Annotated in this window: 20 protein-coding genes and 1 pseudogene; 15 read left to right on the forward strand and 6 right to left on the reverse strand. The window is 71.8% G+C overall.

Translation table 11 applies throughout. The annotated features are described in order from the left end of the window. Positions 1-53 precede the first annotated feature (53 nt). The 3 genes from ACZ7OH_RS18270 (at position 54) to ACZ7OH_RS18280 (ending at position 4,867) form a co-directional block, all read left to right on the forward strand. Positions 54-1,241, forward strand: a complete 1,188-nt coding sequence (locus ACZ7OH_RS18270; protein WP_470281815.1) for an MFS transporter — start codon at positions 54-56, stop codon at positions 1,239-1,241. A 96-nt stretch (positions 1,242-1,337) separates the two neighbouring features. Beyond that, the gene (gene clpB / locus ACZ7OH_RS18275) at positions 1,338-3,932 is read left to right on the forward strand and encodes an ATP-dependent chaperone ClpB (protein WP_470281816.1); all 2,595 of its coding nucleotides are present in this window, start codon (positions 1,338-1,340) and stop codon (positions 3,930-3,932) included. A 185-nt stretch (positions 3,933-4,117) separates the two neighbouring features. Then, positions 4,118-4,867, forward strand: coding sequence for a hypothetical protein (locus tag ACZ7OH_RS18280; RefSeq protein WP_470281817.1), 750 nt, complete (start codon positions 4,118-4,120; stop codon positions 4,865-4,867). Here the strand turns inward: ACZ7OH_RS18280 and ACZ7OH_RS18285 are convergent. After that, positions 4,864-5,523: a hypothetical protein gene (locus tag ACZ7OH_RS18285; protein WP_470281818.1), complete on the reverse strand. Its 660-nt coding sequence runs from the start codon at positions 5,521-5,523 to the stop codon at positions 4,864-4,866. The genes ACZ7OH_RS18280 and ACZ7OH_RS18285 overlap by 4 nt on opposite strands. Positions 5,524-5,594: 71 nt before the next feature. Here ACZ7OH_RS18285 and ACZ7OH_RS18290 point away from each other — a divergent pair, with 71 nt between their 5' ends. From ACZ7OH_RS18290 to ACZ7OH_RS18340, 11 genes are all read left to right on the forward strand, one after another. Continuing rightward, positions 5,595-6,362, forward strand: a complete 768-nt coding sequence (locus ACZ7OH_RS18290) for an SDR family NAD(P)-dependent oxidoreductase (protein WP_400896996.1) — start codon at positions 5,595-5,597, stop codon at positions 6,360-6,362. Between the two features lie 167 nt (positions 6,363-6,529). Then, positions 6,530-7,264, forward strand: coding sequence for an ABC transporter ATP-binding protein (locus ACZ7OH_RS18295; RefSeq protein WP_400896994.1), 735 nt, complete (start codon positions 6,530-6,532; stop codon positions 7,262-7,264). Further along, the gene (locus ACZ7OH_RS18300) at positions 7,264-9,711 is read left to right on the forward strand and encodes an ABC transporter permease (RefSeq protein ID WP_470281819.1); all 2,448 of its coding nucleotides are present in this window, start codon (positions 7,264-7,266) and stop codon (positions 9,709-9,711) included. Before ACZ7OH_RS18295 ends, ACZ7OH_RS18300 begins: the two co-directional genes overlap by 1 nt. 27 nt (positions 9,712-9,738) lie before the next feature. Further along, complete coding sequence (pyrE, locus tag ACZ7OH_RS18305) at positions 9,739-10,302, forward strand: orotate phosphoribosyltransferase (protein ID WP_400896990.1); 564 nt, start codon at positions 9,739-9,741, stop codon at positions 10,300-10,302. Positions 10,303-10,382: 80 nt separating this feature from the next. After that, complete coding sequence (locus ACZ7OH_RS18310) at positions 10,383-10,937, forward strand: RNA polymerase sigma factor (RefSeq protein ID WP_470281820.1); 555 nt, start codon at positions 10,383-10,385, stop codon at positions 10,935-10,937. Continuing rightward, a complete protein-coding gene (locus tag ACZ7OH_RS18315) occupies positions 10,928-11,500 on the forward strand; it encodes an anti-sigma factor (RefSeq protein ID WP_470281821.1) in 573 nt (190 codons plus the stop codon). The genes ACZ7OH_RS18310 and ACZ7OH_RS18315 overlap by 10 nt, the downstream gene beginning before the upstream one ends. Then, positions 11,497-11,853: an Asp23/Gls24 family envelope stress response protein gene (locus ACZ7OH_RS18320; RefSeq protein ID WP_470281822.1), complete on the forward strand. Its 357-nt coding sequence runs from the start codon at positions 11,497-11,499 to the stop codon at positions 11,851-11,853. Before ACZ7OH_RS18315 ends, ACZ7OH_RS18320 begins: the two co-directional genes overlap by 4 nt. Continuing rightward, on the forward strand, positions 11,850-12,161 hold the full coding sequence (locus ACZ7OH_RS18325) for a hypothetical protein (protein ID WP_470281823.1): 312 nt from the start codon (positions 11,850-11,852) through the stop codon (positions 12,159-12,161). The genes ACZ7OH_RS18320 and ACZ7OH_RS18325 overlap by 4 nt, the downstream gene beginning before the upstream one ends. A gap of 70 nt (positions 12,162-12,231) precedes the next feature. Further along, entirely contained in the window at positions 12,232-12,672 is a 441-nt protein-coding gene (locus ACZ7OH_RS18330; RefSeq protein ID WP_470281824.1) for an Asp23/Gls24 family envelope stress response protein, read from the forward strand. Between the two features lie 292 nt (positions 12,673-12,964). Continuing rightward, on the forward strand, positions 12,965-13,357 hold the full coding sequence (locus ACZ7OH_RS18335) for a DUF2784 domain-containing protein (protein WP_470281825.1): 393 nt from the start codon (positions 12,965-12,967) through the stop codon (positions 13,355-13,357). A gap of 14 nt (positions 13,358-13,371) precedes the next feature. Next, positions 13,372-14,028, forward strand: a complete 657-nt coding sequence (locus ACZ7OH_RS18340; protein WP_470281826.1) for a TrmH family RNA methyltransferase — start codon at positions 13,372-13,374, stop codon at positions 14,026-14,028. Here ACZ7OH_RS18340 and ACZ7OH_RS18345 read toward each other — a convergent pair whose 3' ends face one another. After that, complete coding sequence (locus ACZ7OH_RS18345; protein ID WP_470281827.1) at positions 14,029-15,006, reverse strand: cellulase family glycosylhydrolase; 978 nt, start codon at positions 15,004-15,006, stop codon at positions 14,029-14,031. 82 nt (positions 15,007-15,088) lie between these two features. After that, positions 15,089-17,224 (reverse strand): molybdopterin-dependent oxidoreductase, encoded by a 2,136-nt coding sequence (locus tag ACZ7OH_RS18350; RefSeq protein ID WP_470281828.1) that lies wholly within the window; start codon positions 17,222-17,224, stop codon positions 15,089-15,091. Positions 17,225-17,275: 51 nt separating this feature from the next. Between ACZ7OH_RS18350 and ACZ7OH_RS18355 the strand changes: the two genes are divergently transcribed. Beyond that, a complete protein-coding gene (locus tag ACZ7OH_RS18355) occupies positions 17,276-18,298 on the forward strand; it encodes a glycoside hydrolase family 76 protein (protein ID WP_470281829.1) in 1,023 nt (340 codons plus the stop codon). Positions 18,299-18,470: 172 nt separating this feature from the next. Here the strand turns inward: ACZ7OH_RS18355 and ACZ7OH_RS18360 are convergent. The 3 genes and pseudogenes from ACZ7OH_RS18360 to ACZ7OH_RS18370 all read right to left on the reverse strand — a co-directional run. Further along, a pseudogene (locus ACZ7OH_RS18360) lies at positions 18,471-18,785 on the reverse strand (GNAT family N-acetyltransferase); the annotation flags it as partial. Between the two features lie 64 nt (positions 18,786-18,849). Beyond that, on the reverse strand, positions 18,850-19,713 hold the full coding sequence (locus ACZ7OH_RS18365; RefSeq protein ID WP_470281830.1) for a LacI family DNA-binding transcriptional regulator: 864 nt from the start codon (positions 19,711-19,713) through the stop codon (positions 18,850-18,852). A gap of 69 nt (positions 19,714-19,782) precedes the next feature. Beyond that, complete coding sequence (locus ACZ7OH_RS18370) at positions 19,783-20,820, reverse strand: LacI family DNA-binding transcriptional regulator (protein ID WP_470281831.1); 1,038 nt, start codon at positions 20,818-20,820, stop codon at positions 19,783-19,785. Positions 20,821-20,912 lie beyond the last annotated feature (92 nt).

Below are 20,912 nucleotides of genomic sequence, written 5' to 3' on the forward strand. Positions count from 1 at the left end.
AAGTCTCCGTTCGGGCCTGACTTGGCGGTGCGCCACAGGGTTAACGTCGGAAGGTGACGCGTAGCCGGGTCGCACTGCTGTGCGCGCTGGGGATCGACAACTTCGGCTCAGGTCTGTTCCTCCCGTTGGGGCTGGTCTACGTGACGCAGGTGGTCGGCGTGCCGCTCGCGGTGGCGGGCACGGCCGTCACGCTCGGCACGATCGGCGGGCTGGTCGTGCCGCCGCTGGCCGGCCGGCTCGTCGACCGCGTCGGGCCGCGGACCGTGGTCATCGTCGCCCAGCTGCTGCAGGCCGCCGGCGCGGGCGCGTACCTGCTCGCCGACGCCGCCGGCCCGGTCGTGGCCGCCGCGGTCCTGCTCGCCACCGGCCAGCAGCTGTTCTACAGCTCCCTGTTCGTGCTCATCGCCGACGTCGCGGGCGACGTCCCGAAGGATCGGCCGTTCGCCGAGGTGGGGATGGTGCGGGCCGGCTGCTTCGGCCTCGGTGGGCTCGTCGCGGGGGCGCTGCTGACCTGGCTCGGGGAGGGCGGGTACCGGATCGCCCTCGTCCTCGACGCCTTGACGTTCTTCGTGGCCGCGTCGATCCTCGCCCTGTTCGTCCGGCTCGCGCAGCCGCACAAGCCGCACTGCGAACGGTCGGTCAAGGTGCTGCGCGACCGGCCGTACCTCGCGCTGATCCTCTTCAGCGGGCTCTTCGGGCTTTCGCTCGACTTCTTCCTGGTCGGCACGCCGGTGTTCGTGATCGACCGGTTGCACGGCCCGGCCTGGCTGCCCGGCGCGATCCTCGCCCTGCTGACCGTGCTGACCAGCGTCGGCGGCACGCTCGCGCTGCGGCTCACCGCCGGGCTGACCCGGATCGCGGCGATGCGGGCGGGCTCGGCGCTGTTCGCCGCGTGGTGCCTGGTCACCCTCGGCGTGCTGCTCGTGCCGGCCGGCTGGCGGGTGGTGTACCTGCTCGGGTCGACGCTCGTCTTCGCCGCCGGCGACCTGGTCTTCGGCCCGCGTTCGGGAGCGCTCGCCGAGGCCGCGGCACCTCCGGTCGCCCGCGGCCGTTACCTGGCTGCGTACCAGTACGCGTTCACCGTGGCGCAGGTCCTCGCGCCCGCCGTGGTGGCGTTGTTCTCGGTCGCCGACTGGTTACCCTGGGTGCTGGTCGGGGCGTGCGCCGGTCTCGCCGTCGCCGGGCTGGGGATGCTCGGTTCGCGGTTGCCGGCGGGTGCCGTCGCACCCGGTCAGAGTTGAGCGGAACAGACTCAAGTTTTCGTGCGTTAAGGATAGTGTCAGGTCTGGGTCAGGCCTGTCACCAGGACTTTTGAAGTACCGAGCATGAGGTGAGGGATGGACGCTTTCAACCCGACCACGAAGACCCAGCAGGCGATCTCGTCCGCGGCGCAGGCGGCCACCATGGCCGGCAACCCGCACGTGTCGGCCGCCCACCTGCTGGGCGCCCTGCTGGCGCAGGGTGAGGGGCTGACCGCACCGCTGCTGACCGCGGTCGGGGCCGACCCGGGAGTGGTGCACAAGGAGCTCGAGCCGCTGATCGCGGCGCTGCCGTCCGCGACCGGCGCGACGGTGTCGAGCCCGCAGTTCGACACGTTCGCCGTCAAGTCGCTGACGCGCGCGCAGAAGCTCGCCACCGAACTGGGCGACGAGTACGTCTCGACCGAGCACCTGCTCGTCGGGCTCGCGACCGAAGGCGGCCAGGTGGCCGACCTGCTCAAGCGCCACGGCGCGACGCCGGACGCGCTGCAGGAGGCGTTCGTCAAGGTCCGGGGCTCCGCCCGGATCACCAGCGAGGACCCCGAGAGCACGTTCAAGGCGCTGGAGAAGTACGGCGTCGACCTGACCGAGCGCGCCCGGGGCGGCGAGCTCGACCCGGTCATCGGGCGCGACACCGAGATCCGCCGCGTCGTGCAGGTGCTGTCCCGGCGCACGAAGAACAACCCGGTCCTGATCGGCGAGCCGGGCGTCGGCAAGACGGCCATCGTCGAGGGCCTGGCCCAGCGCATCGTCGCCGGGGACGTGCCCGAGTCGCTGCGCGGCAAGCGCGTCGTCGCCCTCGACCTCGGGTCGATGGTGGCCGGCGCGAAGTTCCGCGGCGAGTTCGAGGAGCGGCTGAAGGCCGTGCTCAAGGAGATCACCGACTCCGCGGGCGAGGTCATCACCTTCATCGACGAGCTGCACACGATCGTCGGCGCCGGCGCGACCGGCGAGGGCGCGATGGACGCGGGCAACATGATCAAGCCGATGCTCGCCCGCGGCGAGCTGCGGATGGTCGGCGCGACCACCCTCGACGAGTACCGCCAGCACATCGAGAAGGACGCCGCCCTGGAGCGGCGCTTCCAGCAGGTGCTCGTCGGCGAGCCGTCGCCGGAGGACACCATCGCGATCCTGCGCGGGCTGAAGGAGCGTTACGAGGTGCACCACGGTGTCCGGATCACGGACGCCGCGCTGGTCGCCGCCGCGACGCTGTCCGACCGCTACATCACCGCGCGCTTCCTGCCGGACAAGGCCATCGACCTGGTCGACGAGGCCGCGTCCAAGCTGCGCATGGAGATCGACTCGCGGCCGGTGGAGATCGACGAGGTCGAGCGCGCCGTCCGTCGCCTGGAGATCGAGGAGATGGCGCTCGCCAAGGAGAGCGACGCCGCCTCGAAGGACCGGCTCAACGCGTTGCGTGCCGAGCTGGCCGAGAAGCGCGAGACGCTGACCGCATTGACCGCGCGCTGGCAGAACGAGAAGGGCTCGATCGAGAAGGTCCGCGAGCTCAAGGAGCAGCTGGAGCAGCTGCGCGGCGAGTCCGAACGCGCCGAGCGCGACGGCGACCTGGGCAAGGCCGCCGAGCTGCGCTACGGCCGGATCCCGGCGCTGGAGAAGGAGTTCGAAGCGGCCACCGCGGCGAGCGAGGTCAGCCAGCAGAACGTGATGCTCAAGGAAGAGGTCGGCGCGGACGACGTCGCCGACGTCGTGAGCGCGTGGACCGGCATCCCGGCGGGCCGGCTGCTCGAGGGCGAGACCGGCAAGCTGCTCCGGATGGAGGAGGAGCTCGGCCGGCGGGTCATCGGGCAGGCCGAGGCCGTGCAGGTCGTCGCGGACGCGGTGCGCCGCAGCCGGGCCGGCGTGGCCGACCCCGACCGCCCGACCGGCTCGTTCCTGTTCCTCGGCCCGACCGGCGTCGGCAAGACCGAGCTGGCCAAGGCGCTGGCGGAGTTCCTGTTCGACGACGAGCGCGCGATGCAGCGCATCGACATGAGCGAGTACGCCGAGAAGCACTCGGTGGCGCGCCTGGTCGGTGCCCCGCCGGGGTACGTCGGCTACGACCAGGGCGGCCAGCTGACCGAGGCCGTGCGGCGGCGCCCGTACTCGGTGGTGCTGCTCGACGAGGTGGAGAAGGCCCACCCGGACGTCTTCGACGTGCTGCTGCAGGTCCTCGACGACGGGCGGCTGACCGACGGCCAGGGCCGGACGGTGGACTTCCGCAACACCATCCTGATCCTGACCTCGAACCTCGGTTCGCAGGCCATCGCCGACCCTTCGCTGGACGAGCGCCAACGGCGGGACGCGGTGCTCAACGTGGTGCAGCGGCAGTTCAAGCCGGAGTTCCTCAACCGGCTCGACGACATCGTCGTGTTCCACTCGCTCGGCACCGAGCAGCTGACGTCCATTGTGGACATCCAGATCGCGCGGCTGGCCAAGCGGCTGGAACAGCGGCGGCTGAACCTGGACGTCACCGACGGCGCCCGCGAGTGGCTGGCGTTGAACGGCTTCGACCCGATCTACGGCGCCCGCCCGCTCCGGCGGCTGGTCCAGTCGGCGATCGGCGACAAGCTGGCTAAGGCGCTGTTGTCGGGCGAGATCCGCGACGGCGACACGGTGAAGGTCGACATCCCGGAGCTGGAAGCCGGCGACTCGCTGACGGTCAACCGCGTCTGACGCCGCAGTATCGAGAAGGGCACCCCCAAGCTCTTGAGGGTGCCCTTCTCGGCTTTTCGCGGGCGTCCACAGTGGTGGTTCGTAGCGACTTGTCGACTTGCGGACGGGGAAATGGTCCGAACGGGCCCGGCGACACGGGTACCGGCGATCATCTCTTCGGCGTAGCAGGCGATACCCTGCACGTCGTGGGTATTCCGGCGTGGATCTGGTTCGTCATCGCGGCCGTCGCCCTGGTGGCGGGCCTCGGGCTGCTCGCTGCCGACCGGGCGAAGGAGGGCTCGCGCAACCGTGAGCGCATGCGCTGGGCTCAGTTGCGCGGCTGGCAGTTCGTCGAGGAGGACGAACGGCTGCCGCAGCAGTGGTCCAACGGTGCCATCGGCTACTTCGGCGCGGACGCCGCCGTGAACGTCGTCGCGGGGTCGACCTTCACCTCCGACGGCCGCCGCCCGGTGTTCATCTTCGACATCGAGTCCGAGGGGCAGATCCCCGCGGTCGTCGTCGCCGTGCGCTGCAACAAGAAGCACCGGATCCCCATCGAGATGTGGCTGTCGAGCGTGCCGTTCCAGCGCGCCGACATGCCCGAGATGCTCGGCCCGATCGGCTCGCGCTACGCCTTCGCCGACGACGCGGACGGCGCCCGGGCCGTGATCACCCAGGAGCTCGTCGACGCCGCGGACCAGCTCGGCGGCGACGTCGGCGTGGCGTGGCTCGAGGCCGAGTGGGTGCTCGCCAGCGTCGCCCCGACCGCCGGCCCGTCGCGGCTCGAGCGGCTGCTGCGCGACCTCGGCGAGATCGCGGACATCGTCGACCCGTTCGACGAGGACTACGACGCCGGCCGCCACCAGGCGAGTGCGCCGATCCCGTCCATCGGCGGCAACCCGCCGACCCCCGCCGCCGGGACGCCGATCCCGCCGCCCGCCGAGCCGCAGGACTAGAGCACCGGCTGGTCGAGCACGCTGGCCGTCAGCGTGCCGCGCAACGACGTCACGCCGCCTTGGACGTGGACCACGTGGTCCACGCCGAGGTCGCCGCTGAAGGAGCCCGACGTCGTCTTGACCAGGCCGGACGCCGGTCCGAGCTGGCCGCCGAGTTCGTGCGTCTGCCCCACGTCGAGGTCGCCGGCGAAGCTGCCGATGGCGTGCACTTCGGACGTCGTGCCGACCGCGCCCAGCTGACCGAGGTCCACGGCCTGCCCGGACGAACGCCGCAGGGCGGCCCCGCCCGTCAGGTCGCCGGTGAAGAGCCCGGCGTCGAGCTGGTCGGCGTTCTCGCTCAGGACGTCGACGCCGTGGCCCAGCCAGACGCCGTGGCGAGCCCGCTCGAGCACCCCCGCGCGGTCGCCCCTCGTGGCGGCCGCCTCCGTCAGGTCGGACGCGATCCGGGCGTCGCCGAGCTGCTTGCCGACGAAGTCGCGGCGGCTCGCCGACAGCGTGTCGCCGTCGTTGTCGAGCGTCGTGGTGTGGCGGTGGTCCACGGGCAGGGGGAGGTCGGCCGGGGCGGCGAACGCCGTCGCGGGAGACGCGAACAGGAGGGCCACGGGCGCGGCGACCTTGGGCAGGTAGCCGCTCTTGCGCCTGCTGTGCTTACCCATGGCCGGGACGATAACCCGACCGCGAAACGGCTGCACCTGGAGGCTCTGACCTGTGGGTATCGTTCACTCACATGACCACCACCGCTCTCATAACGGGTGCCACCGCGGGCATCGGCGCGCAGTTCGCGCGCACGCTCGCCGCCGAGAAGTACGACCTGGTGCTCGTCGCGCGCGACACCGCGCGGCTGGAGGCCTACGCCGCTGAGCTGCGGGAACAGCACGGCGTCGCCGTCGAGGTGCTGCCCGCCGATCTGTCCGAAGTGGACGGTCGGACGGCCGTCGAGGAGCGGCTCGCCGCCGGGCCGGTCGACCTGCTGGTGAACAACGCCGGGTTCGGGCTGAACGGCGACTTCTGGACCATCCCGCCGGACGCGCTGCAGCGCCAGCTCGACGTCAACGTGACGGCCGTGCTGCGGCTGACCCGGGCCGTGCTCCCCGGCATGATCCAGCGCGGCCACGGCGACATCATCCAGGTCAGCAGCGTCGCGGGGTTCTTCAGCGGCCGCGGTTCGACGTACACCGCGAGCAAGAACTGGGTCACGTCGTTCACCGAAGGCATCGCCGCGTCGCTGCCCGAGGGCGTCCGGATGATGGCGCTCTGCCCCGGTTTCACCGCGACGGAGTTCCACCAGCGGGCCGGCATCGGGAAACCGGGCCCGAAAATCGCCTGGCTGGGTGTCGAACAGGTGGTCGGCGAGGCGCTCGCGGACCTGCGCCGCGGCAAGGTGATCTCGGTGCCGAGCCTGCAGTACAAGGCCGTCGTCGCGATCGGCGGCCTGCTGCCGCGCGCGGTGCTGCGCCGGATCAGCGGCGGCTTCGGCGGCAAGGGCCGCACCTGAGAGGCTTATCCAGCCGTCGGCCGCCGCATGACTTCCGGGTCGGTCGAGGGTCTGCGCGAGGGCGCGGCGGCCTAACCAGGATAAGCCTCTGAGTAGGGCTGTCCCCACCCCCAAGACGCACGCGCGCACCAGGGTGATCCGGGGGCTGCCTCAATAGCGTTTTCCGCATGACGACAGAGGCGGTTCGGCTCGAGGCCGTGCGCAAGGAATACGGCGGCGTGGTCGCGCTGGACGGGGTCTCGATCTCGTTCCCGCGCGGCGGGTTCACGGCGGTGATGGGACCGTCCGGGTCGGGCAAGAGCACCTTCCTGCACTGCGCGGCCGGGCTCGACCGGCCGACGTCGGGCCGGGTCGTGCTCGACGGCCAGGACCTCGACGGCAAGAACGAGACCTACCTGACGAAGCTGCGGCGCGACCGCGTCGGGTTCGTCTTCCAGGCGTTCAACCTGCTCCCGGCACTGACGGTCGAGCAGAACGTCGTGCTGCCGCTGCAGCTGGCCGGCAAGCGCCCGGACAAGCGGCTCGTCGCGCGGATCCTCGCGCACGTCGGGCTGGACGGGCGCCGCAAGCACCTGCCCGGACAGCTTTCCGGCGGGCAGGCGCAGCGCGTCGCCATCGCCCGCGCCCTGGTCACCGACCCCGCCGTGCTGTTCGCCGACGAGCCGACCGGCGCGCTCGACACCCGCACGGCCGCCGACGTGCTCGGCCTGCTGCGCGACTCCGTCTCCTCGTCCGGCCAGACGGTGATCATGGTGACGCACGACCCGGTCGCCGCGTCCTACGCCGACCAGGTCGTGTTCCTGGCCGACGGCCGGATCGCCGGGCGCCTGGACCGGCCGACCGCGGAAGCCGTCGCCGAGCGGATGACCCACCTCGGCGCGTGGGGCCGGGTGGCGGCCTGATGTTCAAGCTCGCGCTCCGGACGCTGCGCCTGCGCAAGGGCGGCTTCCTGGCGACGTTCGTCGCCGTGTTCTTCGGCGCGCTGATCGTTTCGGCGTGCGGTGGCCTGATGGAAACGGGCATCCGGTCGGAGACGCCGGTGCAGCGGCTGGCCGCGGCGCCGATCGTCGTCGGCGGGCAGCAAACGCTTGCGGTGCCCGAAGACGACCCGGCGACCCTCGGCCCCGAGGACAAGCACAAGTACAAGAACGCGACTCTGCCCGAACGCGTCCGGGTCGACGCGGCGCTGGCCGACCGCCTGCGCGCGGTCCCCGGCGTCACGAACGTGGTCGGCGAGGTCAGCTTCCCGGTGCAGCTCGGCGCGGCGAGCGCGCTCGGGCACGCGTGGGATTCCGCCGCCTTGACGCCGTACGCGTTGACGGGCGAAGCGCCGAAGCCGGGTGAAGTGGTCGTTGACGCCGACATGGGGATCGCCGCCGGGACCACTCTGCCCGTCGCGGCGCACGGCACCATCGGTCAGTACCGCGTGTCCGGCGTCGCGAAAGCGCCTCGGTCCATGCGGGACTCGGCGCTGTTCTTCGCGGCTTCGGACGCGGAGAGGCTCTCGGGACACCCTGGGCAGTTCGACGCGATCGGCGTCTTCGGCGGGGACGCGGCCGCGGTGTCGGCGGTCGTCGGTGACGCCGGGGTCGTGACGACCGGCGCCGACCGCGGTGCCTTGGAGTTCCCCGAGGTGGGCAAGAGCGGCGAGAACCTGATCGTGCTCGCCGCCGTCTCCGGCGGGTTGTCGGCGCTGGTCATGGTGTTCGTCGTCGCGGGGACGCTCACGCTGTCGACCCAGCAGCGCCAGCGCGAACTCGCCTTGCTGCGCGCGATCGGCACGACCCCGCGGCAGCTGCGGCGGATGGTGCTCGGCGAGGCGCTCGTCGTCGGGCTGCTCGCGGTCGCCGTCGCGGTCGTGCTCGGGCCGGTGCTGGGGAACTGGCTGTTCGACCAGCTCGCGGCCAACCACGTCGTGCCGGACGTGCTGCGGTTCGAGCAGGGCTGGCTCCCGGCGACGGTCGCCGCGGGCGCGTCGCTGCTGGCCGTCTTCGCGGCGTCCTTCGTGGCCGGACGGCGGGCTTCGAAGGTCCGCCCGACCGAGGCGCTCGCCGAGGCGGCGGTCGAACGGCGCTGGCTGACGCCGATCCGGGTGATCACCGCCATCCTGTGCTTCGCGGGCGGAACGGCGCTGGCCATCGTCACGGTCGCCGTGATGACCGGTCCGGTCGCGGCCAGCACGGCCGGTCCGGCGGTGATGCTGTGGGCGTTCGGCCTGGCGGCGATCAGCCCGGGCGTCACCAAGGTGACGGCGATGCTGCTGCGCTGGCCGGTCCAGGCCCTCAGCGGCGTCACCGGCCGGATCGCGCTGCGCAACACCCGCGTCGGCGCGGTGCGGACGGCGGGCGCGGTCACCCCGATCATGCTCGCGGTCGGCATCGCGACCGCCAACATCTACCTGCAGACGACCCAGGAAGCCGTCTCGAACCAGGCGTACACCGAGGACCTGCGCGCGGACGCCGTCGTCGCCGGCCCGGGCGGCCTGGACCCGTCGGTGCTGGGCCGCGTGCGTGCGACCCCAGGGGTCGCCAGCGCCTCGGAGTACGTCACGAGCACCGTGTTCATCGAGAAGCCGTTCGACTCCCACGTGGACAAGGACGGCTGGCCCGCGCTGGGCGTCAGCGAGCTGAGCGGGAACGCCGTCGAGGTGCCGGACGCGCTTGGCCACCACGTCGGCGACACGCTGTCGCTGCGGCTCGGCGACGGCTCGCCGGTGGACGTGCGGGTGGCCGCCGTCGTGCGGCAGCGCGCCGGGTTCGAGAAGCTCGTGCTGCCCGCCGGGCTGCTCGCGCCGCACACGACGACCGGGCTCGCGCCGCAGCTGCTGGTGCGCGCGGCCGACGGCGTCGACACGGCGACGCTGACTTCGCGGCTTCGCGAGGCAACAGCGGGATTGCCGGTCTCCATCGGTGACCGGGACGCGCTGATCGCGGCGCACGCGAAGGGCAACGAGGTCGGCGCGTGGGTCAACTACCTGCTCGTCGGGATGATCATCGCGTACACGGTGATCTCGGTGGTGAACACGCTGGTGATGGCGACCTCGCGGCGGCGACGCGAGTTCGGGCTGCAGCGGCTGAGCGGGTTCACCCGCGGCCAGGTGCTGCGGATGGCCGGCGTCGAAGGCGGGCTGATCGCGACCATCGCGGTGCTGCTCGGGACGCTCGTCGCGGCGGGCTCGATCGTGCCGTTCTGCCTGGTGGTCAGCGGATCGCCGCTGCCGTCCGGTCCGCTCGCGGTCTACCTGGTGGTGCTCGCGATCGCCGTGGTGCTTTCACTCGTCGCGATCCTGGTCCCGGCCTGGGCGGCGACGCGCGGGCGTGCGGTCGACGCCACATCCATCGGGGAGTGAGAACGGTCGTGTGTAAGACTCTCGGCCGTGGCGAACCCCGGGTTGGATCAAGCGGCGAAACTCGAACTGGCCAGGCTGGTCACCGATCTTTCCGTGGTGCACGGAAAAGTGACCTTGGCGTCGGGCAAGGAAGCCGACTACTACATCGATCTCCGGCGCGCGACGCTGCACCACGCGGCCGCGCCGCTGATCGGCAAGCTGCTGCGCCAGCTGACGGCGGACTGGGACTACGTGGCGGCCGGCGGCCTGACGCTCGGCGCCGACCCGGTCGCGCTGGCGATGCTGCACTCGGCGGCGAACGACGGCGTGGTGCTGGACGCGTTCGTCGTCCGGAAGTCCGTCAAGGAACACGGCATGCAGCGCCGCATCGAGGGCATGGAGGTCCGCGGCCAGCGCGTCCTGGCGGTCGAGGACACCTCGACGACCGGCGGCAGCGTCCTCGAAGCGGTCGCGGCCCTGCGTGAAGCGGGCGCGAACGTGATCGGCGTGGTGACGGTGGTCGACCGCGACACCGGGGCGCGGGAGGCCATCGAGAAGGAAGGCCTGGAGTACCGGTACGTCCTCGGCAAGGACGACCTCGGCCTCGACTGAGTCGCCGCGGTGACTCAGGTCACCGACAATCACCCCGTGACGTTTCCCGCCCGCCGGTGTCCTCCTCCCGAGGAGGTGCCGTGACGACAACCGCTACGCCGCTCGACGACGTGACCCTCGTCGGGCGCGCCAAAGACGGCGATGTCCGGGCCTACGAGCAGCTCGTGCTGCGGTACCAGGGCCCGATGTTCCGGCTCGCCGTGAAGATGCTCTCGCACCGCGGCGACGCCGAGGACGTCGTGCAGGAGGTGTTCCTCAACGCCTGGCGCAAGCTCGGCCAGCTCGGGGACGACGCCGCGTTCGTCGGCTGGCTCTACCGGGCCACCACGAACCGCTGCCTCAACGCGATCCGCGCGCGCAAGCCGCAGGCGGACGTCGACCTCGACACCGCCGAGTCGCCGCGGGCGGACCTGCAGCCGGAGCGGGCCGCCCAGGTGAGCGGCCAGCTCGCCGCGTTGAACGCGGCGCTGGACCAGCTGACGCCCGAGCAACGGGCGTGCTGGCTGCTCCGGGAAGTGCACGGCCGGTCCTACGAAGAGATCGGCGAAGTCGTCGGCGCGAACGCGACCGCGGTCCGCGGCCGGATCGCGCGGGCCAGAGCCCAGCTGGCGGAGGTGATGAAGCCATGGCGATGACGGACTACGAACTGCCCTGCGAACGCGACGTCGAGCAGGTGTGGGAGCGGCTCGACGCGGTCGGCGCCGGGCTGGCCGACGAGCACGAGCTGACCTGCCCGCATTGCCGCGCCGCGCGCGAAAGCCTGCTGGCGCTGCGGGAAGCGACGTCGGAACTGGTGGTGGCCGAGGACGACGTGCCACCTGCCTTGTTCAGCCGGATCATGTCCGCTGTGCGGGCCGAGGTGCGGCGCGGCTCGATGGTGGCGCTGCCGACCCCGGAACCCGGGTTCGTCGAGATCAGCGAGCAGGCCGTCGCGGCCGTGCTGCGGTACGCGGCGGACACGGTCGACGGCGTCCGGGCGCGGCGCTGCCGGGTCCGGACGCTCGCCGCGGGGGGCGTCGAAGTCGAACTCACCCTCGCGGTGAGTCTGCGGAACGCTACCGGCGGTGAGGCGTTGGCGCTGGTGCGGGAGCGGGTGAGCGCCGCGGCGGCGGCCCGGGTCGGGCTGACGCTGGCGAAGCTCGACCTGCTGGTTGACGACATCTTCGAGGAAGACACGGTCGGGGAGCCAGGGGAATGAGCGTGGAGTACGTCATCGCCGATCCGGTGATCGCCAGCGTGGCGGCGAAGGCGGCGATCACGACGCCCGGCGTCGTGCGGCTCGAACCGGGCCTGCGCGGCCTGGTGACGGCGTGGACGCGCGCCGCCCGTCAGCGCTGGAAGGGGCTCGACCCGGCGCCGGCGGACGGCGTCCGGGTCCGCACCGCGGACGGCCGGGTGAGCGTCGAGGTCGACCTGGTCACGTCGGCGGCCGACCAGGCGGCCGCGGTCGGCCGGGCGGTGCAGCGTTCGGTGGGCCGGTTCGTGACCGAGCAGACCGGGCTGGCCGTCGACGGGGTTTCGGTGTCCATCCTGGACATCGAGCCGCGGTGACCGGCGCCGAAGCCGTCGAGAAGATCGTCGGCGCCCTCGAAACCGTGGCCGGTCTCCGCCCGGCGACCCCGATCTCGCCCGAGACGACGTGGCTGCCGGTGGACTGGGCCGGCCAAGCCGTCGACCTCTCGGCCGAAGTCGTCCAGATCCGGCTCATCGCCACGCGGCTGCCGCTCCCGCCGTTGCTGGAGCAGGCCGCGGCGGCGGTGCGCCCGGTGCTGGCCGGGACGAAGTGGGAAGGCGCGCGGCTCCGGCTGGTCGTGACCGACCTCGACGGCGCGGCCTTCGGGAGACCCACGTCACAGTGATCCTCTCCCGTCCCCGGGGTCCTTACCTACGAAAAGCCTTGGGGCTCAGCACGTTCAGGGAGGAATCACGATGACCGCGACGGCCGAGAAGACCGCTGTGACGTCCAAAGAAGCCACCGCCCTCGTCACCAAGCAGGGCACCACCACGATCGCCGACACCGTCGTGCAGAAGATCGCCGGCCTCGCCGCGCGCGAGGTCAGCGGCGTGCACGACCTCGGGGGCGGCGCCGCGCGGGCGTTCGGCGCCCTGCGTGACCGCATCCCGGGCGCGTCGGCCAGCGCCGGCCAGGGCGTCTCGGTCGAGGTCGGCGAGAAGCAGGCGGCTGTCGACCTGCAGATCCTCGTCGAATACGGCGTCGCCATCGCCGACCTCGCGCGGTCGGTGCGTCGCAACGTCGTCACCTCGATCGAACAGATGACCGGGCTGCAGGTCGTCGAGGTGAACATCAACGTCAGCGACGTCCACCTGCCCGGCGACGAGGCACCCGCGCCGTCCGACCGGGTCAGCTGATCCGGCGTACCGTCGAAGTGTGGAAGAGCCGTCGAAGCCCGACGAGCCGCCGGACCGGCCCGGGCACCAACCGCCGTGGAAGAAGCCGCACCCCTACCCGCGCGAGGAGCCGACGCAGTACCCCGCGAAGCGCCCGCCGGAGTTCCCACCGGGTGTAACGCCTCCGTCACCGCCAGGGTGAACGGGTTGCTCCGCTGGGTTAAACATCACACAGCCGGGCACTCTAGGGGGCGGCCGAATCCGATCAGCGGAGTAAAGTCGCTGGTAGGGGGTTCGGTGAAGGGGGCGTGCGGTGGCGAAGTTCCTGGCGGACGTGACTGTCGCGGTACACATCCTGGCCCTGCTGCTCATCGGTTTCGGCGGTTTCGTCGCCTGGCGCTGGCCCAAGCTGATCTTCGTGCACCTGCTCGGCGTGACCTGGGGTGTCCTGGTCAACGTGGCGCCGGTGCCGTGCCCGTTCACCGCGCTGGAGAACTACTTCCGGCACCAGCAGGGCCTCGGTGACTTGCCCGGCGGGTTCAACGCCTACTACCTCTACGACACGGTGTTCCCGCGGGCGTGGCTGCCGGCGATCGGCGTCGTCGCGATCGCGGTGGTCGTGTACTCCTACATCGGCGTCTACTACCGCTGGCGCCACCGCGACCACAGCGAGGACGCCCGGACGCACCGCGTCCGCCTGGGCTAGGCGACAATCGGGGGGTGAGCACCTCCCCGGACGCCGGACCCACCGAGTGGGTGAGCCGCGAAGAGGTCGGCGTCGGCCCGTGGCCGGGTGAGTGGCCGTCGGACGAGCGGTACGACCCGGACCTGCTGCGCGACGGCGACCGCCGCAACGTCGTGGACGCGTACCGCTACTGGCGCCGCGAGGCGATCGTGTCCGATGTGGACCGCCGGCGGCACCCGTTCCACGTCGCGATCGAGAACTTCCAGCACGACCACAACATCGGCACGGTGGTCCGCACGGCCAACGCCTTCGCGGCGGCGGAGGTGCACATCGTCGGCCGCCGCCGCTGGAACCGCCGCGGCGCGATGGTGACCGACCGCTACCAGCACCTGCGTCACCACGACGACGTCTCCGGGCTGGTGTCGTTCGCCTCGGAACACGGCCTCGCCGTCGTGGCGGTGGACAACACCCCGGGCTCCGAGCCGGTCGAGACGGCGGACATCCCGCGCGAGTGCGTGCTGGTGTTCGGCCAGGAGGGGCCGGGGCTGTCCGCGGGTACGCGGGAAGCGGCGGCGCTGACGGTGTCGATCGCCCAGTTCGGGACGACGCGGTCGATCAACGCGGGCGTCGCGGCGGGGATCGTCATGCACGCCTGGGTCCGGCAGCACGCCGACCTGTCGACGGCCTGGTAGTCAGAGCCCCCATCCCCAGCGCAGCTGCACGACACCGGACGCGTTGTTCGTCGCCAGGCCGCTGCCGCTCTGCCGCGTGATCGAGTAGGTGTCGCCGGAGCGCAGGCCGGCCCAGTAGACGACACCCATCTGCCGGGACCGCGCGAGATCGGTGGTGGCGGCGAAGTACGCCGTGAAGTTGTTGCCGTCCTGGTGGCCCGCGGAGTAGTCCAGCCCGGTCGTCATCGGGGCGCCGGCCTCGTCGATGATCGTGCGGGAGGAGTACGACCCGAGCCGGTTGCTGAGGTTGGTCGTCCACGCCGAGCGGGTCGTGTCCGAGGCCCAGAAGCCGTAGAAGTGCAGCGACAGCAGCGTCCCGCTCAACGCGCTCGCCGCGCCGACGCCGGTGACGTTGTCGTTGTAGCCGGTGCCGCTGATCAGCACCCGGCCGCGCGGGATGGCCGAGTGCCGGGACAGCCAGGTCGAGCAGAGCGACACCCAGGAGCTCAGGCTGTAGCCGAACGGCTCGTTCATCGGCTCGAAGTAGACGTTCCCGTTGCCGCCGTAGTCGCCGGTGACCTTGTCCCACATGGTGTTCCACGCGGTGACGTCGTCGACGAACCCGTCCTTGTTCGCTTCCCAGTACCCGAAGATGACCTTCATGCCGTGCGCCAGCGCGGAGTCGGCGGCGCCCTTGTACCGCGCCCACCAGTCCGAATTCACGCTCTGCGGGTTGATCGGCAGCCGCACGGTGTTCGCGCCGAGCTGCTGCTGGAAGCCGGTGATGATGCCGTCCGCCTTGGTGCGGACGACGTCGTAGCTGTCACCCGCGGTGAGCCCGGTCGGGATGACCCAGCCGTCGACGTAGTTGTCGCGGGCGTCGGCCCAGTTCACGCCGCGGAAGGCGTTCGTCGCGGCGGACGCCGGCGGAACAGTGAGCAGGGGTGCCGCGAGGACGGCGAGCAGGAGGACACGCAGGCAGCGACGAAGGCGGGTCATGCGAACTCCGATGTCCGATGATCGATGTTGACGTCAACATGCCTGGCTGAGAATCCTCTCGGACCCGGGCCGGTGTCAAGCGTCAGGCGGGGGCGACCTCGACCGGGATGCCGTTCAGCACCGACGTCCCCGACGGCACGTCGAGCAGCGTCTCGTCCGCGACCAGGTTCGAGTTGACGCCCGGGTTCGCGCTCGCCACGCGGGTCCGCGCCCCTTCGACGTCATGGCCCCAGCCGTGCGGGATGCTGACGACACCCGGCCTGACCTCGTCCGTCACCTCCACCGGGACCTCCAGCTTGCCCGCGCGCGAGGTCACCGACGCCAGCGCGCCGTCGGTGAGGCCCAGGCGCGTCGCGTCGGCCGGGTGGACCAGGACCGTGCAGCGGTTCCCGCCGCGGATCAGCGGCTCGAGGTTGTGCATCCAGGAGTTGTTCGAGCTCAGGTGGCGCCGGCCGATCAGCACCAAGCCGTCGTCGGCCGGCTTCGCCAGCTCGTCACGCAGCCGCGGGACGTCGGCGACGACCTCCGGCGGCGCCAGCTCGATCCGGCCGGACGCCGTGCACAGCACCTCGGGGATCCGCGGCTTCAGCGGCCCGAAGTCCACTCCGTGCGGCGCGGCTTCGAGGTCGGCGAGCGTGACGTCGTACGGCCCGGCGCGCAGCAGCAGGTCGACCAGCCGCGCGGGCCCGGTGCGCTCACCGGTGACGTCGAGCTTGTTCCGGCGCGCGGTTTCGGCGGCGACGAAGTCGTCCAGCGCCGCGACGTCCGCTTCGGGCCCCTGACCGGTGACGATGCCGGTGAGCCGCAGCATCGTCTCCCACTCCTGGGGCAGCTCCGACGGCAGCGTCGCCGGCGTCCAGTTCGCGACGTTGCGCACCGAGAGCTGGTAGAACGCCAGGTCGAAGTGCGGCCGCTCGAGCGGTGACGGGCCGGGCAGGATGACGTCGGCCCGGCGGGACGTCTCGTTGAGGTAGACGTCGACCGAGATCATGAAGTCGAGGTCCTCGAGGGCCGCGGCCAGCCGGCCGGCGTTCGGCGTGCTCAGGCACGGGTTGCCGCTGACCGTGATCAGCGCGCGGACCTGGCCGTCGCCCGGGGTTTCGATCTCGTCGGCCAGCGTCGCGACCGGCAGTTCGCCGACGACCTCGGGGTAGCCGCGGACGCGGCTGTGCCACCGCCCGACGGCGAACGGCCGCCGGTTCCCGGTCGGCTGGCACGCGGCCAGCGGGAACATCGCGCCGCCGGGCGCGTCGAGGTTGCCGGTGAGCACGTTGAGGACGTCGACGAGCCAGCTCGCGACCGTGCCGAACGTCTGCGTCGTGGTGCCGATCCGGCCGTAGACGACGGCGTTCTCGGCGGCGAGCTCGAGCGCCATCCGGCGGATCTCGGCCGCGTCGATGCCCGTGCGCGGCGCGACGGCTTCCGGGGTGAACGGCTGGGCCAGTTCGCGGACGTCGTCGAGGCCGTTGAGGTGCTCTCCCAGCCGTCCGGGTGCGACGCGGTTCTCCGCGAACAGGACGTTGACCAGCGCGAACAGCAGCAGCGCGTCGGTGCCGGGCCGGATGGCGTGGTGCTCGTCGGCGAACGCGGCGGTGCGCGTGCGGCGCGGGTCGACGACGACGATCTTGCCGCCGCGGTCGCGGATCCCGCGCAGCCGGCCGCGGATGTCCGGCGCGGTCATCAGGCTGCCGTTGGAGACGAGCGGGTTGGCGCCGAGGATCAGCAGGTGGCGCGTGCGGTCGAGGTCGGGCACGGGGATGGCGAGCGGGTCGCCGAACATCGTGCCGGCGGAGTAGTGCTTCGGCATCTGGTCGACCGACGTCGCGCTGTAGAAGTTCTTGGTGCCCAACGCTTTGTAGAGCACACGGCCGTAGAGCGTCAGCGCGATGTTGTGCACGCCGGGGTTGCCCGCGTACACGGCGACGGCGTCCCGGCCGTGCTCCTCGAGGATCGGCGGGAGGCGGCGGTCGATCTCGTCGTAGGCCTCCTGCCAGCTGACCTCGACGAACTCGCCGTCGCGCTTGAGCAGCGGCGCGGTCAGCCGGTCGGGGTCGTGGTGCAGCGCTCCCAGCGACGCGCCCTTCGGGCAGATGTAGCCCTTCGAGAAGACGTCGTTCTCGTCCCCCCGCACCCGGGTGACCCGCTGGTTCGCATCCAGCGTCACCTCGAGTCCGCAGGTGGCTTCGCACAGCGGGCAGGTCACGTGGGCCGTCGTCATGACAGCCCAACATACCGAGCGGTATGTCGATGGGCAAGGCACGATTGCGACATGGACGTCTCGGCCGCCGAACGCGCGGTGACTTCGCGGCACCTGCGCCGGGTGTGGGGGCTGCCCGGCACGGTCCTCGGCCGCAGCGGCTGGCCCCCGTCGCTCGGCCAGCGGCTGCACTGGCACTGGAACTACTGGTGGCAGGCACACCTGCTGGACACGCTCGTCGACGCGCAGCTGCGGGCTGCTTCACCCGAACGGCTGGCGTTGATCCGGTCGTTCGCGCGTTCGGTGCGGCTGCGCAACTTCGGCCGCTGGACGAACGAGTACTACGACGACATCGCGTGGCTCGGCCTTGCGCTGCAACGGGTTTCTTCGCTAGGGATCGACACCGGCCCGGCGGTGGCGGCGATCGACACACAGTTGCTGTCGGGCTGGACGGCCGCGGCGGGCGGCGGCATCTGGTGGCGCGTCGGCGACGAGTTCAAGAACGCCCCGGCCAACGGCCCGGCGGCGATCTTCCACGCGCGGTCGGGGAACCTCGACCGGGCCCGTTCGCTGTTGGACTGGATGACGTCCACTTTGGTCGATCCGGCTACCGGCCTGGTGTGGGACGGGATTCGCACGGACACCGGCGAGCTGGTCAAGCACATCTACACGTACTGCCAGGGGGTCTACCTCGGGGCGTGCCTCGAACTGTCCTCAATGGACGCCGCCGCCCGCACGGTCCGCGCGGTGGCTTCGCACTGCGCTCCAGGAGGCGTGATCCGCGGCCAGAGCGGCGGCGACGGCGGGCTGTTCGCGGCAATCCTGGCGCGCTACCTGGCGTTGGCGGCGCGGGCGTTGCCCGGCCCGGAAGCCGTGATCGCCCGTTCACTGGTGCTCGACTCCGCGGAGGCGTGCTGGTCGGGCGCGGCGCCGGGCCCGGTGTTCAGCGCGTACTGGGACCGCCCGGCACCGGCGTCGCCCCTGCCGGAAGACGCCCCGGAGCGGGACATGTCGGTCCAGGTGGGCGGCTGGATGCTCCTCGAAGCCGCGGCGACGCTGTCACCAGACGTCGCCGGCCCGCCAGTCGGCGGTTAGCTCCCCGTCGAGGTCTACGTCTTCCCCGGCCGGGGAAGACGTAGACACCGCCGTCGTCGTCCTCGGTGCGCTGGACTCCGGACGGCGTCAACGCGAAGGTGGGCCCGCGCCAGAGCTGCCAGCCGCGGCCCGCGTACAGCGGCGCCCCGGCCCTGGTCGCACTCAGGGCGCCCACCTCGTACCCGGGCAGCAGCTCCTCCATCGCCGCCATCAACGCACTCGCGACCCCGCGCCGCCGGTGGTCCGGGTGCACCGCGACGCCCTCGACGTAGCCCGTGTTCAGCACGCGGTCGCCGTGCAGCAGCCGGCGCTGCACGAGCGAGGCGTGGCCGATCAGCTCGTCGCCGTCGAAGGTGAGGGCGTGCAGGCCGCCGAGGGTGTTTTCCCAGCCCGGTGGATCGAAGTCGGTGAACGCGCCTTCGAGCAGAGCCCGCACGGCGAGCAGGTCGGCGGCCGGCAGCTGGGCGGTGTGCGCGAGTCTGACCACCCCGCCATCCTCCCGCCGCGGGCGAATCAGTTCTGGACGCCTCCGGAGGTGACCGTCTGTCCGGTCAGCAGCCGCAGGAGGCTCCGTGCAGGAAGCGTGGGGTCAGCGACACCGACTCCGGCGGCCGGTCCGGGTCCGCCATCCGGGACAACAGCAGCTGCACCGCCCGGCGGCCGAGGTCCGCGACCGGCTGGGCCAGCGTCGTCACCGGCGGGCTCACCCGGCGGGCCCACTCCATGTCGCCGTAGCCGACCACCGCCAGCTCCGCGCCGATGCGGATGCCGCGGCGGTGGGCCTCGTACTGGACGCCCACCAGCATCGACTCGTCCGCCACCACCAGCGCCGTCGGGGAGGGCCAGCTGTCCAGGAGCTTCGCCGTCGCGCGGGCCGCTCCGCCCGATGTCGACAACCCGCACTCCACCAGCTCGCGGTTGAACCGCAGCCCCACCTGCTCCAGCCCCAGCCGGTAGCCGCGGACGCGCTCGCGGCTGGTCTCCAAGCTCTCTTCGCCCGAGATGAACCCGATCTTCCGGTGCCGCCGCTCGGTGAGGTGGCGGACCAGCGACGCCACCGCGTGCACGTTCTCCGTGCCCACTTGGTCGACGTCGTTGCGCGCCGCCACCCGGTCGACCAGGACCGTCGGGACGCCCATCCGGACCAGGCCGTTGATCACCGCTTCGGCGCCCGCCGACGGCACCAGCAGCACGCCGTCCACGAGGTCCGCCCGGAGCGCGCGGACCACGGCCGCTTCACTGTCCGTGTCGCCGGTGTCGGCCAGGGTGACGTCGCAGCCGGCCTGGGCCGCGGCTGCTCTGATCGAGCGCAGCAGCTCACCCGAGTAGGGGTTCGCGTGCACACCCATCGCGACGCCGATCCGGTAGGTGACCGGGGGGTCCCACAACCGGAGCTCCGGCGAAAGTGCGGTCATAAGCCCTCGCAGACGCTCAGCCGAAACGTATCCGCTGAACCTCCACGCCGTGCCGGTAAAACTCCAGAATCACTGATGTGAGTGAACCGACGGGCAGCCGCAGGACTCACGATGACGCAGAGTGGGTGCCAGCCGGACCGTCTCGGCCTTGCGCGCGGGGTCGTTGATCCGGGCCAGCAACAGCCGCACCGCCTGCCGGCCGATCTCCTCGATCGGCTGCGCCATCGTCGTGAGCGGCGGGTCGACCAGGTCGGCCCACTCGACGTCGTCGTAGACCACCACCGGCAGGTCGCGGCCGATGCGCAGGCCGCGCCGCCGGGCTTCGTGCAGCACCCCGACCATCATGCTGTCGTTCCCGACGACCAGCGCCGTCGGCGGCTCGGGCAGCGCCAGCAGCGTGCTCAACGCCAGCGAGCCACCCTCGTGCGACGAGTTCCCGCAGGCCACGAGCTCGGACGACCACGTCAGCCCGGACCGGCCGAGCCCCAGCCGGTAGCCCAGGACGCGCTCCTCGCTCGTCGACAGCCCGGGCGCGCCGCTGATCATCCCGATCCGCCGGTGCCCGAGCGTCCCGAGGTGCGCCGTCAGCGCCGAGGTCGCCTGGATGTTCTCCGTGCCCACCTGGTCGACGTCGGTCCGGGTGGTCAGCCGGTCGATCAGCACCGTCGGCACGTCCAGCGACACCAGCTCGCCGATCACCGGCCCGTCGCCCGGCGCCGGCGTGATCAGCAGGCCGTCGACGCGACGGGAGCGCAGCGCCCGCACGGTGTCACGCTCCGTGTCCGCGGTGTCGTGCGTGTCGGCCAGCAGGACGGTGTACCCGTGCGCCGACGCCTCCCGCTCGATCGCCTGCATCAGCGTCGCGAAGTACGGGTTGGCCACGAGCGAGATCGCCATCCCGATCGACCGCGTCCCGCCGGTCACCAGGGAACGCGCGATCGCGTCGCCGGTGTAGCCGGTCGTCTCGATCGCCCGCAGGACGGCCGCCTTGGTGTCCTCGGCGACCGCCCGCGTCCCGTTGACGACGTGCGAGACGGTCGTGATCGAGACGCCGGCGAGCTCGGCGATGTCCCGCTGGGTCGGCCGCGATGATCTCGGCTGGGGCATGCCAATCCTTTCCGGCAAGCGTTTGCGCAAACGCTTGCGTCCACGGTGCAGTCTGTCTACCTTCCCGACCATCGGCAAGCTTCGACACGAAC

The organism is Amycolatopsis sp. NPDC114478 (genome assembly GCF_055633805.1).